Below are 18358 nucleotides of genomic sequence, written 5' to 3' on the forward strand. Positions count from 1 at the left end.
CATCCTGTCGGAGCGCGGCGGTAGATTAGATGTATGAGTCTTGCCCAGCAGATCAACCGTGTCGTGGCGCCCTTCGAGGTCATCAGCGAGTTCAAGCCGGCGGGCGACCAGCCGGCCGCGATCGCTGAACTGACCGAACGCATCAAGAACGGCGAGAAGGATGTGGTGCTGCTCGGTGCCACCGGTACCGGCAAGAGCGCGACGACGGCGTGGCTGATCGAACAGGTCCAGCGCCCCACCCTGGTGATGGTGCAGAACAAGACCCTCGCCGCGCAGCTGGTCAACGAGTTCCGCGAGCTTCTCCCGAACAACGCTGTCGAGTACTTCGTCTCCTACTATGACTACTACCAGCCCGAAGCGTACGTGGCGCAGACGGACACCTTCATCGAGAAGGACTCCTCCGTCAATGAGGAAGTCGAACGGCTCCGTCACTCCGCCACCAACGCCCTGCTGACCCGCCGGGACGTCATCGTGGTCGCCACCGTGTCCTGCATCTACGGCCTGGGCACGCCGGAAGAGTACATCGCCGGCATGGTGACGCTCCGGAGGGGCGCCCAGATGAACCGCGATGACCTGCTCAGGAAATTCGTTTCCATGCAATACACCCGCAACGACATGGACTTCCACCGCGGCACGTTCCGGGTCCGCGGCGACACCGTGGAAATCATCCCGATGTACGAGGAGCTGGCGATCCGGATCGAGTTCTTCGGCGACGAGATCGAGAACATCTACACCCTGCACCCGTTCACCGGGGAGATCATCCGGGAGGAGACCGAGATGTATGTCTTCCCGGCCTCGCACTACGTGGCCGGCCCGGAGCGCATGGGCCGGGCGATCAAGCGGATCGAGGACGAGCTGGCCGAGCGGCTCCAGGTCCTGGAGAGCCAGAACAAGCTCGTGGAGGCGCAGCGCCTGAGGATGCGCACCACCTACGATCTGGAAATGATGCAGCAGATGGGCTTCTGCAACGGCATCGAGAACTACTCCGGGCACATCGACGGCCGCGCCCGCGGAACCGCGCCGCACTGCCTCATCGACTACTTCCCCGACGACTTCCTCCTCGTGATCGACGAGTCCCACGTCACCGTGCCGCAGATCGGCGCCATGTACGAGGGCGACATGTCCCGCAAGCGGAACCTCGTGGACCATGGCTTCCGGCTGCCCTCGGCGATGGACAACCGGCCGCTGAAGTGGGACGAGTTCCAGGAGCGCGTTGGCCAGACGGTGTATCTCTCCGCAACCCCGGGCAAATACGAGCTCGGCAAGGCGGACGGCTACGTCCAGCAGATCATCAGGCCCACCGGGCTCATTGACCCCGAGATCGTTGTCAAGCCGACCAAGGGCCAGATCGATGATCTTCTGGGCGAGATCAGGACCCGCACGGCAAAGAACGAGCGTGTGCTGGTCACCACCCTGACGAAGCGGATGGCCGAGGACCTCACAGATTACCTGCTGGGCCACGGCGTGAAGGTCGAATACCTGCACTCGGACGTGGACACGCTCCGCCGGGTGGAGTTGCTCCGTGAGCTCCGGATGGGCGTCTTCGACGTGCTGGTCGGCATCAACCTGCTCCGTGAAGGCCTGGACCTGCCCGAGGTATCGCTGGTGAGCATCCTGGATGCGGACAAGGAAGGGTTCCTGCGCTCGTCCACCTCGCTGATCCAGACCATCGGCCGTGCCGCCCGTAACGTCTCCGGGCAGGTGCACATGTATGCGGACCGGATCACCGATTCGATGGCCCACGCCATCGATGAGACCAACCGACGCCGTGCGATCCAGGTGGCGTACAACACCGAAAAGGGAATCGACCCGCAGCCGCTGCGGAAGAAGATCGCCGACATCACGGACCAGATCGCCAAGGAGGACGCCGACACCCGCGAGCTCCTTGCCAAGGCGGGCAAGGCCCGCGGCAAGGGCAAGGGCGCGACGAAGGTACGGGCCGACGGCCTGGCGGCGGCACCCGCCGAGGACCTCGTGGGCCTGATCGAGCAACTCACCGAACAGATGCATTCCGCCGCCGGGGAGCTGCAGTTTGAGCTCGCCGCGCGGCTCCGTGACGAGGTGGGGGAGCTGAAGAAGGAGCTGCGCCAGATGCAGGCTGCCGGGCACGCCTAGGGTATTGTTGGTCCGACGTAGGGGAGTATCCTAAGCGCTACGATCGTCAACACGCACGGCACAGATGCCCTGCCGGGCGTAGCGGGCAGCCATGCAGTACCAGGTACCCAGTACCGGACATTCAGGCCAGTCGGAGAGACTTACACCGCACCGTCACACCCTGCGAAAGGTATCTTCGTGCCCGAACTTCCCGTCTGGTTCGAGATCGGCTCCTTCGTCGCTCTCGGCATCATCCTGGCCATTGACCTGTTGCTGGTCCTCAAACGTCCGCACGAGCCTTCCATGAAGGAAGCCGGCCTGTGGGTGTCCTTTTACATTGCCCTCGCACTCGTCTTCGCCGGAGCCATGTTCGCCTTCACCGGCCCGGAGTACGGCGGGCAGTTCATCGCCGGCTGGGTGACGGAATACAGCCTCAGCATTGACAACCTGTTCGTCTTCATCATCATCATGGCGCGCTTCTCGGTACCCCGTAAGTACCAGCAGGAGGTGCTCATGGTCGGCATCATCATCGCGCTGATACTCCGCGGCATCTTCATCCTGCTCGGCGCCATCGTGATCGAACAGTTCAGCTGGGTCTTCTACATCTTCGGTGTCTTCCTGCTGTGGACCGCCTGGAAGCAGGCCCAGGATGACGGTGAGGACGAGGAGGACAAGGAAAACCCGCTCATCGCCCGGATCCGCAAGGTCCTGCCGATGTCGGAGAAGTTCGACGGCGGCAAGCTCCGCACGGTCGTCGACGGCAAGAAGGTTTTCACCCCCATGCTGATCGTCTTCGTGACCATCGGACTGACCGACCTGCTCTTCGCGGTGGACTCCATCCCCGCCATCTTCGGCCTGACCCAGAGCGCCTTCATCGTTTTCACCGCCAACATCTTCGCCCTGATGGGCCTGCGGCAGCTGTACTTCCTGCTCGGCGGCCTGATGACGCGACTGATCTACCTCAAGCACGCACTCTCGGTGATCCTCGCGTTCATCGGCGTGAAGCTGGTGCTGCATGCCATGCACGTCAACGAACTGCCCTTCATCAACGGCGGCGAGCACATCGAGTGGGCCCCCGAGATCCCGACGTACGTTTCCCTCGGGGTCATCATCGGCACCATCATCATCGCGGTCATCGCCAGCCTGGTCAGCTCCAAGGCCACGCAGTCGAAGATCGACGCCCGGCTGGAAGAGGATGCCCGCAAGAGCCTGACCGACGCGGAGTAATCCCTACGGTTCGGCTAGGCTCGGACCGTGAAAATCTTTGACACTGCAGTAAACGGTACGGCGCTGGACCCGCAACGGGTCCAGCGCCGTACCGTTTGGGTGTTAAGCACCGCCCAGCTCCTCAGCGGGGTGGGCAGTGGCGCCAGCCTGTCCGTCGGGTCCCTGCTGGCGGTCCAGCTCTCCGGCTCCAACGCCTGGGCCGGCTCAGTCACCACCACCATGACCCTCGGTGCCGCGGCGGCCGCCCTGCCCCTCGCCGGACTGGCCGGCCGGCGCGGCCGGCGTGCGTCCCTCGTCACGGGTCTGCTCGCCGCCATGGCCGGGGCCCTGCTGGTGATTGTCTCCACGGTAACGGGAAGCTTCCCGGTGCTGCTGCTGGCCGCGGCGCTGCTGGGACTCGGCACGGCCGCCAATCTGCAGGCCCGGTTCGCCGCTGTCGACCTCGCCGATCCGGAACACCGCGGCCGTTCCCTGGCGATCGTGGTGTGGGCCGTGACCATCGGCGCCGTCGCCGGTCCCAACCTGATCCGTCCCGGGGCCCTCGTGGGGGAGGCCCTCGGCCTGCCGGCACTGGCGGGACCATTTGTGTTCTCCACGGCCGGGCTGGCGCTGGCAGCGGTGCTGCTGATCATCGGCCTGCGTCCGGATCCGCTGCTGTTGGCTGCCCGGCTCCGTGCCGCCGGGCAGCCGTCCCCCGCCACCGGAACCACCCCCGGCACCGCCGGCGTCCGACGCCGCCAGGGGCTGCGTCACGGCCTGCGCGCCGTCCGGGCCTCGCCCCGGGCCGGGCTGGCCCTCCTCGCCGTGATTGCGGCGCACGGGTGCATGGCCGCGGTGATGTCGATGACGCCCCTGCACCTGCAGCTGCTGACCGAGGGTCCACTGGCAGGCCTGCCGGCCGGCCCCGCCCACACCGCCAGCACGGACGTGCTGGTCCTGATCGGATTCACCATTTCGCTGCACATCGCCGGGATGTATGCGCTCTCGCCGGTTATGGGCTGGCTGACTGACAAGGCGGGCCGGCTCCCGGTCATCCTGCTGGGCCACGGCCTGATCCTGCTCGCCGTCCTGGTGGCAGGTTTCGGCCAGGCCCAGCCGGTCCTCGTGACGGCCGGCCTGGTGCTGCTCGGGCTGGGCTGGTCCGCGGCCACCATCGCCGGTTCCACCCTGCTCGCCGAAAGCGTCGGCGCCGACGACCGCGTCCTCGTCCAGGGTGTCTCGGACACCATGATGGGGGTCGCCGGCGCGGTCGGGGCAGGGTTCTCCGGACTGGTGATGAGCGGCGTCGGCTATCAGGGCCTCAACCTGGCGGCCGCCGCCGTCGCCGCGGCGGTGTTCGCCGTCGCCTTCCACGCTGCAGCGCGTGCCCGCAACGTGGACGGCGCGGCCTAGATGATGCTGGTTCGTCAGGCGGTCGAGCGGTCCCTGGTCACGGGGCTTCGCATGCCGATGTAGGCTGTCACGACGCCGGCGAGGAAGACGGCGACCGCGAGGTAAATCAGGCCCAGGTGCCCGAGTGTCGCCAGACCCCACGGGTAGTGGGCGGGAAGTGCCACTGCGAGTCCGACAACGGGCACGATGACCGCAGTGACAAAGGCCCAGCGTTCACCTTTTCGCACTCCAAACCAGGACAGGCTTGCGACGGCCAGCCCTGTCGCGGCGATGAAGCCGCTGACGGCGATGTGCAGATGGCTGATGTAGTGGTAGAGCTGCGGGCTGAATTCTTCGATCTCCGCCTTCCCCTTGTCTACTTGCTCGGGGCCGATACCCAGTTCCAGGAACGAGTCCGTGAAGTTGAGCATGAAGAAGATTGCGGCGTAGCCCACGAAGGCCAGACCGGCCAACGTCATGAGTGCGGCCCCTGTTCGGACACGGGACTGCTGCCCCTTGGGGGCGTGGATGGTGGCCATTGCCACCACCCCCTTTCATAGTGCGTAGATAAGTTGAACTTGACCCTTGGCGACATTCTTGTCAAGGGTTTTCCGCATGAAAGGTCAGCCCTCGAGGTGAGCCCCGTGGGCGGTCCCGGTTTCGGGTGTAACAGCTCGCGGCGTGCGCTTTCCGCGCTCCCTGCGATGGACGATTACGTCCTTCCGGGCGACCATCCGGCTCAAGGAACCAGGAGACACGCCCTAGCCGCGGATCGGACCGCGTCCGCTCAGTCCCGGACGGAGCGGGTCAGGCCCAGCAGCCGGGCGAAGATACCCTCGCCGTCGTCCGCGATGCCGTCGTGGTGGAAGTCCGCCGACTCCCAGACCTGCAGTCCGCGGACGGCCGCGGCGGTTTCGAGCGAGAGATCGCGGTCGACATAGATGTCGCCGGTGTACACCGCAGCGGCCACCGGCACGGTGTTATCCGCGAGCCGTTCGGCATCGTAGAGCGCCGGCCAGTCGTCCTTTTCGGCGAGGAGCCGGGCCACGTTCCACAGCGGCCGGAGTGCGGGATCCTGCTCGAAGTACCAGGGGTAGACCATTTCGCCGGTGAGCAGCGGCTCGGGGGCCTCGGGGGAGAACTCCGGGAAATCCTGCAGCACCCGCCAGGCGGCCCAGTCCGTGGACTCGCCCTGGCCGTAGATGGATTCGTGCATCAGCGCATACAGCGGGTTCCCGGACCGGGACACGAGCCCGCGGACCTGGTCAAGGAAGGCGTCCGACAGGCGGTCGCCGCCGGGGGTGCCGATGAAGGCATCCTCCAGCAGGTGGTGCAGGGCATCCAGCCTGGTGTTGCCGCCCAGAAAGGAACCCACCATCTGGAAACGTTCCACGGTGAGCCGTTCGCCGTCGGGCAGGAATTCCTCCGTGTCCCGAAGGTGCCGCGCGATCCGCGTGACCGCTTCCCGGTCCTCGGGATACCGTGTGAAGTATTCGGCGTTGCGCGCCGCCACCCGGCGGAAAGTGGACCGGTAGACGCGGTCCGCGGGCCCCGCGAGCGGCCCGAGCCCCCCGGTGATCAGGGCTTCACGCAGGCCTTCGGGAGCGAAGGAGAGATAGCTGAGGGCACAGAACCCGCCGTAGCTCTGGCCGTAGATTGTCCACGGCCCGGACCCGAGGGCCTGCCGGATGGCCTCGGCGTCGGCGACAATCGAATCCGCCCGGAAGTGCGCGAGGTACTCCGCCTGGTCAGCGTCGTTCCCGCGCAACGGCAGCGACTTGCGGTCGATCGGGGACGACAGCCCGGTGCCTCGCTGGTCGAGCATGAGGATGCGGAAGTCCCTGGCGGCGGCCTTGCTCCAGCCGCCGAGCGCCGGGAAGCGGTTGCCGCGCCCGCCCGGGCCGCCCTGGAGGTAGAGCAGCCACGGAAGCTGGGCGGCGTCTTCCTCACTGTGGTCAGTGGCGACGTATTCGCGGGCGAAGACGGTGATGGTCTCGCCGGCGGTCCGGCCGGCGCCGGAGTGGTCCAGGGGCACTTCGAAGTAGTGTTCGGCGGTGCGCATGCCGCGGTATTCGTGCCGCGCCCTGATGGTGTGGGGGACCGGCGGCCGCGCGTCCTCAAGCAGGTCCGCGGCAACTGACCCGGTCATGGGCAGGTCGGTTATGGCTAGACCGGACACGGGCCGGCCGGCAGCCGGCCGGTCAGCCACGGGCCCTGGCCTCGCGGGCGGCGCCAAAGGCCTCCAGCGCCTCGCCGGTAAGCCGGAAGGTGGACCACCCGTCCTGCGGGGCGGCGCCGAGCTTTTTGTAGAAATTGATGGAGGGCTCGTTCCAGTCGAGCACGCTCCATTCGACGCGCGCATAGCCGCGTTCGACGGCGGTCGCGGCCAGGTGCTGCAGGAGCGCCTTGCCGTGGCCTTCACCGCGGGCCTCGGGCCGCACGTAAAGGTCCTCGAGGTAAATGCCGTGGACGCCTTCCCAGGTGGAGTAGTTCAGGAACCAGAGGGCGAAGCCGCGGACCTCCCCGGCCTCATTCTCCGCCATCGCGGCGAACACCCGCGGGTTCTCGCCAAACAGGACCTCGGTGAGCATCCCGGGGGTGTTCCGGACGGCGTCCGGCTCCTTCTCGTAGACTGCCAGATCGTGGATCATCTGCAGGATTGCGGGGACATCGTTCGCCGTCGCGGGCCGGATTACACTCATCATCCGAGTTTACTAGGGCCGGACCGCAGCTGCCTGATCCGGGCCCCCGGAGGGCCTAGAGCCGGTTCACGTCCGTCACCTTCACGACTGCGGTGCCGGTCTCATCCGATGCCGCAAGATCCACCTCCGCGGAGATGCCCCAGTCGTGGTTGCCGGCCGGGTCCTCGAAGATCTGCCGGACCTTCCACACCCCCGGTTCCTCGGTGATCATCAGCAGTCCCGGGCCCCGGGCATCCGGGCCCGTGCCGATGTCGTCGTGCTCATCAAAGTAATCATCCAGCACGTCCTCCCAGCGCTCGGCATCCCAGCCGGAAGCGGAATCGAGCTCGCCAAGGGCGGTGGCGTTTTCGTCCGCGAAGAGCTCCACCCGGCGGAACATCTCGTTGCGGACCATCACCCGGAAGGCGCGGACGTTGGAGGTCAGCGAGGGCGGCGGCGGCGGCGGTGCGTCGTGCGGCGTCGGCGCCTTACCGGAGGTGAGCTCCTCCCACTCATCGAGCAGGCTGGAGTCCACCTGCCGGACCAGTTCGCCGAGCCACGCGATGAGGTCCTCGAGGTCCTCGCGGAGGGCGTCCTGCGGAACGGTCTGCCGCAGCGCCTTGAAGCCGTCGGCGAGGTAGCGCAGCACGATGCCCTCGGAGCGGGCCAGTCCGTAGAACTGGACAAACTCGCCGAAGTTCATCGCGCGTTCGTACATGTCCCGGACCACGGACTTGGGCGCGAGCTCAAAATCGCCGATCCACGGAGCGGCCCGGCGGTAGACGTCGAAGGCCTCGCCGAGGAGTTCCGCGAGCGGCTGCGGGTAGGTGACCTCCTCCAGCATGGCCATGCGCTGGTCGTAGTCGATGCCGTCGGCCTTCATCGCGGCGATCGCCTCGCCGCGCGCCTTCTTTTGCTGCGCGGAGAGGATCTGCCGGGGCTTTTCCAGTGTCGACTCGATCACGGACACCACGTCCAGGGCGTACGACGGCGACTCCGGATCCAGCAGTTCCAGCGCCGCGAGCGCGAAGGGGGACAACGGCTGGTTCAGGGCGAAGTTGGCCTGCAGGTGGACCGTCAGGCGGACGGTCCTGCCGTCTGCGCCCTGCTCCTCAGGCGGGATGCGCTCCACCACGCCGGCGGCGAGGAGTTCACGGTAGATTCCGAGGGCCTTTTTCATCAGCTGCAGCTGGGAGGAGCGCGGCTCGTGGTTTTCGGTGAGCAGCCGGCGCGCGGCCTTGAACGGATCGCCCGGCCGTTCCATCAGGTTCATCAGCATCGCGTGGGTCACGGAGAAGCTGGACGTCAGCGGATCCGGGACGGACTCCACCAGGCGCTTGTAGGTCGGTTCGCCCCAGGACACGAAACCCTCCGGCGGCTTCTTCTTGACCACCTGGCGGAGCTTCTTCTGGTCGTCGCCGAACTTGGCCGTGGCCTTGGCCATCGCCTTGACGTTCTCCGTGACGTGCTCCGGGGCCTGCACGACGACGGTCCCGGCGGTGTCGTAACCGGCCCGTCCGGCCCGTCCCGCGATCTGGTGGAATTCGCGGGAATTCAGCAGGCGGGTGCGGACGCCGTCGTACTTGCTCAGCGCGGTGAGCAGCACGGTGCGGATGGGGACGTTGATGCCCACGCCCAGCGTGTCGGTGCCGCAGATGACCTTGAGCAGCCCGGCCTGGGCGAGCTGTTCCACCAGCCGGCGGTACTTGGGCAGCATGCCCGCGTGGTGGACGCCGATGCCGTGCCGGACCAGCCGGTTGAGGGTCTTGCCGAAACCGGCGGCGAAGCGGAAACCGGCGATCAGCTCGGCGATCTTGTCCTTCTCCTCACGGGTGCAGACATTGACGCTCATCAGGTTCTGGGCCCTGTCGATCGCCTCCACCTGGCTGAAGTGCACGACGTAGACGGGCACCTGCTTCGTGGCGAGGAGTTCCTCCAGCGTCTCGTGCACCGGTGTCTGCTCGTAGTAATAGTGCAGCGGGATGGGCCGCTCCAGCGAACTGACGGTCGTCGTCGGGCGGCCGGTCAGCCCGGTGATCCCGGCTTCGAAGCGGCTGACGTCGCCCAGCGTGGCGGACATCAGCAGGAACTGAGCCTGGGGGATTTCCAGCAGCGGGACCTGCCAGGCCCAGCCCCGTTGCGGGTCGGAGTAGAAGTGGAACTCGTCCATAATGACGGCGCCGAGCTCGGCGGCGGCGCCCTCGCGGAGGGCGATGTTGGCCAGGATCTCCGCGGTGCAGCAAATGATCGGGGCGTCCTGGTTGACGCCGGAGTCTCCGGTGATCATGCCGACGTTCTCGGCGCCGAAGATCTCGCACAGGGCGAAGAACTTCTCCGAGACGAGGGCCTTGATGGGCGCGGTGTAGTAACTGCGCTGTCCGCGGGCCATCGCCTGGAAGTGCAGGGCGATGGCAACCAGGGATTTCCCGGAGCCGGTGGGGGTCGCCAGGATCACGTTCGCGCCCGAGGCGAGTTCCATGATGGCCTCGTCCTGGGCGGTGTACAGGGCCAGTCCCCGGGTTTCCGTCCACTCGACAAAGCGGGTGTAGAGCTCGTCCGGGTCCAGGCCGGCACGGCTGGTGACTCGTCGGGCCGGGGCGGGGAGCTGATCAACAAGTTTCATTGCTCACCAGCTTAGTGGCCGGCGCGGGGGCGCCAGCGTCGGCGGCGTCGGGGGCGCGGTAGGGGCGGGCGGCCCCTGTGCCGCCGTTCGGTCCGGGGATAGGCTTCGTACTTCGCATTGTTTGCGGTGACTGGAGGACAACAGTGAAATGGGATCCCGCCAAGTACGTGCAGTTCGGAGATTACCGGGACAGGCCCTACTTTGACCTGACTGCCCGGGTCCACGCGGACGCTCCCCGGCGCGTGGTCGACCTCGGCTGCGGCCCCGGGAACCTGACGGCAACCCTCGCGGAGCGCTGGCCCATGGCTGAGGTGACGGGCCTGGATTCCTCGGCGGAGATGCTGGCCCAATCCGTTGTCCACACCCGGCAGCTGCCCAATCTCTCCTTCGACCTGGCCGACATCGCCGGCTGGACGCCCCCGGCTGAGACCGACGTCGTTGTCACGAATGCAGCCTTGCAGTGGGTTCCCGGCCACCGGGAAATGCTGGCCGGCTGGCTCGCGGCACTCAAGCCCGGTGCCTGGTTCGCCCTGCAGGTGCCCGGGAACTTCAACTCGCCCTCGCACACGCTGATGCGCGGGCTGGCGGAATCCGCGGAGTGGGCGGGCCGGCTCGCCGGAGTGCTCCGCCACGACGACGTGGTGGGCGAGCCGGATGACTACCTGAACATCATGCTCGACGCCGGCTGCGATGCGGACGCGTGGGAGACCACCTATTTCCAGCTCCTCCCCGGCAGGAACCCCGTACTGGAGTGGGTCCGCGGCACGGGACTGCGGCCGGTGCTCGCCGCCCTGTCGGCCGGGGAGGCCAGTGATTTTGAAGCCGAATACTCCGCGAGGCTGGCCGAGGCTTACCCGACCGGCCCGCACGGAACGGTGTTTCCGTTCCGCCGGGTCTTCGCCGTGGCCCGCAAAAGACAATGACCCCCGGACGGCTTTTCCGGACCACGACCGGCCGGACACCGCGTGGCAACGAAGCACTCTGTGATCGTGCTTACAATGACGAGGCAGCGTGGGGGCGGCTGTCGGTGACGAATCTGGATCTGTGCCCTGGTCCAGCGATGGAGGTTTGGTGCTTATTGGCCTGATGGGCCGGCTGCTGGCCGCCCACAAAGGGACCGTACTGGCCATCGTTGTCCTGCAGCTCGTGCAGACGGTGGCCAACCTCCTCCTCCCCACCCTGAACGCGGCCATCATCGATGACGGGATCGTCACCGGCAATGTCCCGGCGATCCTGAGCCTGGGGTCCTGGATGGCCGCAATCGCCGTGGTGCAGGTCGCCGCGGCGGCCGCCGCCGGTTACCTGGGCGCGGTCGTGGCGATGGAGCTGGGCCGGCAACTGCGCGAGGAGCTGTTCGCCAAGGTGCAGTTGATGTCCTCGCAGGAAGTCGGTGTGTTCGGCGCCGCCAGCCTGGTCACCAGGGCCACCAACGACGTCGCCCAGATCCAGAACCTTGCGGTCCTCGTGTTCACGATGCTCGTCGCCGCGCCCGCCATCTTCATCGGCGGCATCGTGCTGGCCGTGCACCAGGACGTCGCACTGTCCGGAATCGTCGTCGCGGTGATTCCGGTGCTCGCGGTCATCATGTTCCTGATCGTTCGCCGCCTCGTTCCGCTCTACCGGCAGGGCCAGGAACTTATCGACCGGATCAGCCGGGTGCTGCGTGAGCAGATCATCGGCGCCAACGTCATCCGCGGCTTTGTCCGCCAGGGCCACGAGATCCGCCGCTTCGCCGTGGCCAACAGGGCCCTGACGCAGAACAACCTGCGTTCCGCACTGCTGGTCGCCGGAATGATGCCGGTCATCATGCTCGTCGTTAATCTCTCCTCGGTCGCTGTGGTCTGGTTCGGCGGGCACCGGATCCAGTCCGGCGAAATGCGGCTGGGAGCGCTGACGGCGTTTATCGCCTACATCCTGCAGATCCTGATCGCGATCATGATGGCGATGTACGTCTTTATGACGGCGCCGCGAGCGGCCGCCTGCGCGGAACGGGTCCAGGCGGTCCTCGACACGGCGCCCGCGATCACGGACGGTCCGGGCGCCGCCGCACCCGCGGGCAACGCCGTAGAGTTCCGAAACGTCTCCTTCGCGTACCCGGGCGCCGAGGCTCCGGTCCTCGACAACATCACATTCACTGCCGTTCCCGGGACCGTGACGGCAGTCATCGGCGCTACCGGCAGCGGCAAGACCACCCTGCTGAACCTGCTGCCGCGGTTCCTGGCGGCCACCGGCGGCGGGATCAGCATCGGCGGTTGCGATGTGCGGGACCTGCCCCTGGACACCCTGCGGAGCCTGGTCGCCGTTGTCCCCCAGCATGCCTATTTGTTCTCCGGAACCCTCGCCGGGAACCTGAGGATGGCTGCCCCGGCGGCGACAGACGGGGAGCTCTGGCGGGTACTCGAAGCCGTTCAGGCCGAGGATTTTGTCCGGAAACTGCCGCAGGGGCTGGAATCGCCGGTAAGCCAGGGCGGAACCAACTTTTCCGGCGGACAGCGACAGCGCCTGTGCATCGCGCGCGCCCTGCTCCGCGAGGCGCCCGTGTACCTGTTCGACGACAGTTTCTCGGCGCTGGACTACGGCACCGACCTCCGGCTCCGGGAGGCGATCGGGCCGCTGCTGAGCACAGCAACCGTACTGATCGTCGCCGAACGGATCGCCACCATTGTGGACGCCGGGCTGATCCTGGTCCTCGAAGACGGCCGCCTCGTGGCACAGGGGACACACCACGACCTGATGGATTCCTCGCCGAGCTACCAGGAGATCGCCGCCTCCCAGCTCGTGCTGGAGGAGACCCTGTGACCCCCGAACCGTCGCTCGACGCGGGGACCGACGCCCCCGCTGCCCGCGAGGCCAGGGACCAGCCGCTGGTGGACACCCCGTCCGGCGGCCGCAGTGAATCCCTCCCGGGCGTGACTCCCGAGGTGACCACGAAGGGCGGGCGGATCCGCTGGCGGACCGCCGGACGGCTCCTCGGGCTGCTGCGGCCATCGAAGTGGCGGATGGCCGGCGTCCTCGCCGCCACGTGCGCCTTCGTGATGCTCAACGTGGCGGCGCCGAAAGTCCTCGGCGACGCCACCGACGTCGTGGTTGAGGGTGTGATCGGGGGATCTTTCAACCAGGAAAAACTGGCAGCGCTGCTGGCCGCTGTTGCCGTCATGTACCTGGGGGCCTCCGTCTTCAGCTGGATCCAGGGTGCCCTGACAGCCGTTGCCGTGCAGCGCCTGAGCTACGGGCTGCGGGCCTCGGTGGAGGAGAAGCTGCACGTCCTGCCGTCCAGCCATTTTGACGAGCAGCACCGCGGGGATGTGCTGAGCAGGGCCACCAACGACGTCGATAACATCGCCCAGGCGCTCAACCAGCTGCTCAACCAGCTGATCCTGTCCCTGCTCATGCTCTCCGGAGCGCTGGCCATGATGCTGTGGCTCTCCCCGGTCCTGGCCGTGATCGCACTGGTTACCGTCCCGGTGTCCACGCTCATCACCGTCCTGGTGGCCCGGAAATCCCAGGCCCACTTCACCGAGCAGTGGGGGAGCACGGGCGAGCTGAACGCGCAGCTGGAGGAGTTCTTCACCGGCCACGAAGTCCTCAAGGCGTTCGGCCGGCAGGAAGCGGCCGCAGCCAGTTTCAAGGACGGCAACGACAAACTGTGCCGGGCCAGTGCCAGCGCACAGTACGTGTCCGGCTTTGTGCAGCCGCTGATGGTTTTTGTGTCCAATCTCAACTACACCGCCGTTGCCGTCGTCGGCGCGCTCCAGGTCCTGGCAGGCGCCATGACCATCGGCGGTCTCCAAGCCTTCATCCAGTTCAGCCGGCTCTTCAGCCAGCCAATGGGGCAGATCGGCGGCATGCTGACCCTCATACAGTCCTGCCTCGTCTCGGCCGGGCGGGTCTTCGAGCTCCTGGACGCGCCGGAGATCCCGCCGGAGCCTGCCCGGGTTCCGGCCGCGGTCCCCGCCGGTCCCGCCGCGACCGTTGCGGGACCGGCCACGGCACCTGCCGCGTGGAAATCCAGTGCCATACCGTCGGACGCCGCCGGCCGGGTCACCTTTGAGCACGTCACCTTCGGCTACAAGCCGGGCTCGCCCGTGGTCCAGGACCTTTCCTTCGCCGTGGAACCCGGGCAGACCGTGGCGATCGTGGGGCAGACCGGTGCCGGCAAAACCACCGTGGTGAACCTCCTGATGCGCTTCTACGAACTGGACTCCGGCCGGATCACAGTCGACGGCGCCGACATCACGGCGCTGACGCGGGATGAACTGCGGGCCAATTTCGGCACGGTGCTGCAGGACACCTGGCTGTTCACCGGCAGCATCCGGGACAACATCGAGTACGGCCGCCCCGGAGCCGGCGACGCCGAGATCGCCGCCGCGGCGCAGGCCAGCCACGTCGACCAGTTCGTCCGGGCCCTGCCCGGGGGCTACGCCACGATGCTCGGCAACGACGGTGATTCGCTGAGCCGCGGCCAGCGCCAGCTCATCTCGATCGCCAGAGCTCAACTGGCCGCACGCAACATCCTGGTCCTCGACGAGGCCACCAGCTCGGTGGACAGCCGCACCGAAGTGCAGATCCGGCAGGCCATGCAGCGGCTTCGCGAGGGACGCACCAGCTTCGTCATTGCCCACCGCTTGTCCACCGTCCGGGACGCTGATCTAATTCTGGTCATGGATCAAGGACGGATCGTTGAACAGGGGACCCACCGGCAACTGATGGGCAGGGGCGGCCTGTACCTGAAACTGTACGAGGCGCAGTTCGCCCGCCGCGAACAAGCCAAGCGAGCCCAGGAGCCCGGACAGTGACCCCCACCGAAACATCAGCCCCGCCGTTTCCCGGTCCCTGGCGGCCCAATCCGGCCAGTTCCGTCCCCCTCTTTGAACAGCTGCGCCTCAACATCATCGAACGGGCCGACAACGGGACCCTGGCGCCCGGGACCAAACTTCCTGCCGTCCGGAGCCTCGCCGGTGAACTGGGCGTCGCGCCGCATACGGTGGCCCGCGCCTACAAGGAACTGGAGGCCGCCGGCGTCGTGGTGACCCGGGGCCGGAACGGGACCGTGGTGTGCGCCCGGGACGAGGCCTGGAGCTCCCTCTCCGCCGCCGCCGCCGAGTTCGCCGCCGCCGCAAAGGCCCAAGGCGCCAGCTTCGCCGAGTCCGTGCAGCTGCTCGCCGCCGCGTACGACCGCGAGTAGCATTCCGCTAACACACAGGGCCGCTTTCCCGGGCCCGGGACACAGCCGGGAATGGATATTCGAAGAAGTTTTCGATTAGCATTGGTAGCGTGCCTAAAGCCGTAGCTGAAGATCCAGCCGTTGATTCCCAGACCTCCATTCCGATGGGCTCAGTTCCGACCGGTCCGGCAAAACCGGGCCGCGGGGACGACTCCAGCCCCGCGGTGAAACGTCCGGACATGTCCCGGCTCGTCGTCAAGGGAGCGCGCGAACACAACCTGCGCAACGTGGACCTGGACCTGCCCCGCGACTCCATCATCGTCTTCACCGGACTCTCCGGCTCGGGTAAGTCCTCCCTGGCGTTCGACACGATCTTTGCCGAGGGGCAGCGCCGCTACGTCGAATCGCTGTCCGCCTACGCGCGGCAATTCCTGGGCCAGGTGGACAAACCGGACGTCGACTTCATCGAGGGGCTCTCGCCCGCGGTGTCCATCGACCAGAAGTCCACCAGCAAGAACCCGCGCTCCACCGTGGGCACCATCACCGAGATCTACGACTACCTGCGCCTTTTGTGGGCGCGCGTTGGACGCCCGCACTGCCCCATCTGCGGGGAGCCCGTGGCGAAGCAGACGCCGCAGCAGATCGTCGACCAGCTGCTGGAGCTGCCCGAGGGCACCCGATTCCAGGTCCTGGCCCCCGTGGTCCGCGGCCGCAAAGGCGAATTCGTCGAGCTGTTCAAGGAACTCACCGCCAAGGGCTACTCGCGGGCGCGGGTCGATGACAAGCTGATACAGCTGAGCGATCCGCCCAAGCTGGGCAAACAGTTCAAGCACACCATCGAAGTGGTCGTGGACCGACTCGTGGTCAAGGAGGGCATCCGCCAGCGGCTCACCGATTCGGTGGAGACCGCCCTGGGCCTGGCCGAAGGGCGGATTCTCGCCGAATTCGTCGACCTTGAGGCTGAGGACCCGGAACGGATCAGGGCGTTCTCCGAACACCTCGCCTGCCCGAACGAGCACCCGCTCGCGATCGACGAGATCGAACCGCGCTCCTTCTCCTTCAACAATCCCTTCGGCGCCTGCTCCGCCTGCAGCGGCATCGGCACGAAGCTGGAGGTCGATGAGGAACTCATCATTCCGAACGGGGAACTGTCCCTCTCGGAAGGAGCGATCGCACCCTGGTCCCTCGGCACCGCGACGACGGAGTACTGGAACCGCCTGCTCGGCGGACTCGCCGAGGAACTCGGCTTCTCGATGAAGACACCCTGGGACAAGCTCTCCGAGGACACCCGCCAGACCGTGCTGCACGGCAAGGACCACAAGGTCGTGGTGCAGTACCGCAACCGCTTCGGCCGGGAACGCAAGTACAGCACAGGCTTCGAAGGCGTCATCCAGTACGTCCACCGCAAACACCTTGAAACGGACTCGGACTCCGCCCGGGACCGCTACGAGGAGTACATGCGGCAGATCCCGTGCCCCGCCTGCAACGGCGCGCGCCTGAACCCGGCCTCGCTCTCGGTACTGATAAACGGAAAGTCCATCGCGGACGTCGCCGGCCTGCCGATGCGCGAATGCGCCCACTTCCTGGACAACCTCGTACTCACCGGGCGCGAGGCCCAGATCGCCAACCAGGTCCTCAAGGAGATCCAGGCCCGACTGACCTTCCTGCTCGACGTCGGGCTGGATTACCTCAACCTGGAACGTCCCTCCGGCACCCTGTCCGGCGGTGAGGCCCAGCGCATCCGGCTGGCCACCCAGATCGGCTCCGGCCTGGTAGGCGTGCTTTACGTCCTGGACGAGCCGTCCATCGGTCTGCACCAGCGCGATAACCGCCGCCTGATCGCGACCCTCACCCGGCTGCGGGACCTCGGCAACACCCTGATCGTGGTCGAACACGACGAGGACACCATCCAGGAAGCCGACTGGGTAGTTGACATCGGACCCGGCGCCGGCGAACACGGCGGCAAGGTGGTGCACTCGGGTTCCTACCAGGACCTGCTCAAGAACACCGAATCGCTCACCGGCGACTACCTCTCCGGCCGGAAACAGATCGAGATCCCCAAGAAGCGGCGCAAATACGACAAGAAGCGCGAACTCAAGGTTGTCGGCGCCCGGGAGAACAATCTCCTGAACGTGGATGCCACCTTCCCGCTGGGCCTGTTCACCGCGGTGACCGGCGTCAGCGGCTCCGGGAAGTCCACCCTGGTCAACGAAATCCTCTACAAGGTGCTGGCCAACAAGCTCAACGGCGCCAAACAAGTGGCGGGGCGGCACAAATCCATCCAGGGACTGGAGCACCTCGACAAGGTGGTCCACGTCGACCAGAGCCCCATCGGCCGGACCCCGCGGTCCAACCCGGCGACCTACACGGGCGTCTTCGACAACATCCGCAAGCTGTTCGCCGACACCACCGAGGCGAAGGTCCGCGGCTACCTCCCGGGCCGGTTCTCGTTCAACGTCAAGGGCGGCCGCTGCGAGGCCTGCTCGGGTGACGGCACGCTAAAGATCGAAATGAACTTCCTGCCGGACGTCTACGTGCCCTGCGAGGTGTGCCACGGCGCCCGGTACAACCGCGAAACCCTGGAAGTCCACTACAAGGGCAAGACGATCGCCGATGTGCTGAACATGCCGATCGAGGAAGGCGCCGAGTTCTTCGCCGCGTTCTCGCCGATCGCCCGGCACCTCGTGACCCTCGTCGACGTCGGTCTCGGCTACGTCCGGCTGGGCCAGCCGGCCACGACCCTTTCCGGCGGCGAGGCGCAGCGGGTGAAGCTCGCTGCGGAGCTGCAGAAACGCTCCGCCGGCCGCAGCATCTACGTGCTGGACGAGCCCACCACCGGCCTGCACTTCGAGGACATCCGGAAGCTGCTGTTGGTGCTCCAGGGCCTCGTGGACAAGGGCAACACGGTCATCACGATCGAGCACAACCTCGACGTCATCAAGAGCGCGGACTGGATCGTGGACCTGGGCCCCGATGGCGGCTCGGGCGGTGGCCGCATTGTCGCCTCGGGAACGCCGGAACAGGTGGCCAAATCGACGGAAAGCCACACGGCAGCCTTCCTGGCCGATATCCTGGCCTGAGGCTTGCCCGTCACCGGGGCATCCGCTGCAGTACCGGCGGGTGCCCCGGCCGCGAACTCCCGGATATATTCCCTGTCTGGTATGCGAGTTTCTGGCATCGGTTCAGTCGTGAGAAACT

At 66.8% G+C, this 18358-nt stretch carries 12 protein-coding genes; 8 read left to right on the forward strand and 4 right to left on the reverse strand.

Annotated features, from left to right (window positions below; translation table 11 throughout):
• The first annotated feature begins 33 nt into the window (after nucleotides 1-33).
• The 3 genes from uvrB to ASPU41_RS15400 all read left to right on the forward strand — a co-directional run bounded on the left by uvrB (nucleotide 34) and on the right by ASPU41_RS15400 (nucleotide 4713).
• On the forward strand, nucleotides 34-2115 hold the full coding sequence (gene uvrB / locus ASPU41_RS15390; RefSeq protein WP_069951643.1) for an excinuclease ABC subunit UvrB: 2082 nt from the start codon (nucleotides 34-36) through the stop codon (nucleotides 2113-2115).
• Nucleotides 2116-2292: 177 nt separating this feature from the next.
• Entirely contained in the window at nucleotides 2293-3321 is a 1029-nt protein-coding gene (locus ASPU41_RS15395) for a TerC family protein (RefSeq protein ID WP_069951644.1), read from the forward strand.
• Between the two features lie 27 nt (nucleotides 3322-3348).
• Nucleotides 3349-4713 (forward strand): MFS transporter, encoded by a 1365-nt coding sequence (locus tag ASPU41_RS15400; RefSeq protein WP_231941096.1) that lies wholly within the window; start codon nucleotides 3349-3351, stop codon nucleotides 4711-4713.
• A gap of 14 nt (nucleotides 4714-4727) precedes the next feature.
• Here the strand turns inward: ASPU41_RS15400 and ASPU41_RS15405 are convergent, their stop codons facing one another.
• The 4 genes from ASPU41_RS15405 to ASPU41_RS15420 form a co-directional block, all read right to left on the reverse strand.
• Nucleotides 4728-5231, reverse strand: a complete 504-nt coding sequence (locus ASPU41_RS15405; protein ID WP_069951645.1) for a hypothetical protein — start codon at nucleotides 5229-5231, stop codon at nucleotides 4728-4730.
• Between the two features lie 248 nt (nucleotides 5232-5479).
• Nucleotides 5480-6841 (reverse strand): alpha/beta fold hydrolase, encoded by a 1362-nt coding sequence (locus ASPU41_RS15410; protein WP_069952744.1) that lies wholly within the window; start codon nucleotides 6839-6841, stop codon nucleotides 5480-5482.
• A gap of 52 nt (nucleotides 6842-6893) precedes the next feature.
• Entirely contained in the window at nucleotides 6894-7394 is a 501-nt protein-coding gene (locus ASPU41_RS15415) for a GNAT family N-acetyltransferase (protein ID WP_069952745.1), read from the reverse strand.
• 55 nt (nucleotides 7395-7449) lie between these two features.
• Complete coding sequence (locus tag ASPU41_RS15420) at nucleotides 7450-9996, reverse strand: DEAD/DEAH box helicase (protein ID WP_069951646.1); 2547 nt, start codon at nucleotides 9994-9996, stop codon at nucleotides 7450-7452.
• A gap of 143 nt (nucleotides 9997-10139) precedes the next feature.
• Here ASPU41_RS15420 and ASPU41_RS15425 point away from each other — a divergent pair, with 143 nt between their 5' ends.
• The 5 genes from ASPU41_RS15425 (at nucleotide 10140) to uvrA (ending at nucleotide 18240) form a co-directional block, all read left to right on the forward strand.
• Nucleotides 10140-10919 carry a trans-aconitate 2-methyltransferase gene (locus tag ASPU41_RS15425; protein WP_069951647.1) on the forward strand — a complete coding sequence of 260 codons (780 nt, stop codon included), beginning with the start codon at nucleotides 10140-10142 and terminating at the stop codon, nucleotides 10917-10919.
• Nucleotides 10920-11082: 163 nt separating this feature from the next.
• Complete coding sequence (locus tag ASPU41_RS15430) at nucleotides 11083-12795, forward strand: ABC transporter ATP-binding protein (RefSeq protein ID WP_083266549.1); 1713 nt, start codon at nucleotides 11083-11085, stop codon at nucleotides 12793-12795.
• A gap of 200 nt (nucleotides 12796-12995) precedes the next feature.
• A complete protein-coding gene (locus tag ASPU41_RS15435; protein WP_083266701.1) occupies nucleotides 12996-14792 on the forward strand; it encodes an ABC transporter ATP-binding protein in 1797 nt (598 codons plus the stop codon).
• The gene (locus tag ASPU41_RS15440) at nucleotides 14789-15181 is read left to right on the forward strand and encodes a GntR family transcriptional regulator (RefSeq protein ID WP_069951648.1); all 393 of its coding nucleotides are present in this window, start codon (nucleotides 14789-14791) and stop codon (nucleotides 15179-15181) included. Before ASPU41_RS15435 ends, ASPU41_RS15440 begins: the two co-directional genes overlap by 4 nt.
• 89 nt (nucleotides 15182-15270) lie before the next feature.
• Complete coding sequence (uvrA, locus tag ASPU41_RS15445; RefSeq protein WP_069951649.1) at nucleotides 15271-18240, forward strand: excinuclease ABC subunit UvrA; 2970 nt, start codon at nucleotides 15271-15273, stop codon at nucleotides 18238-18240.
• Nucleotides 18241-18358 lie beyond the last annotated feature (118 nt).

Origin of the sequence: Arthrobacter sp. U41 (assembly GCF_001750145.1) — a bacterium.
Classification (GTDB): domain Bacteria; phylum Actinomycetota; class Actinomycetes; order Actinomycetales; family Micrococcaceae; genus Arthrobacter.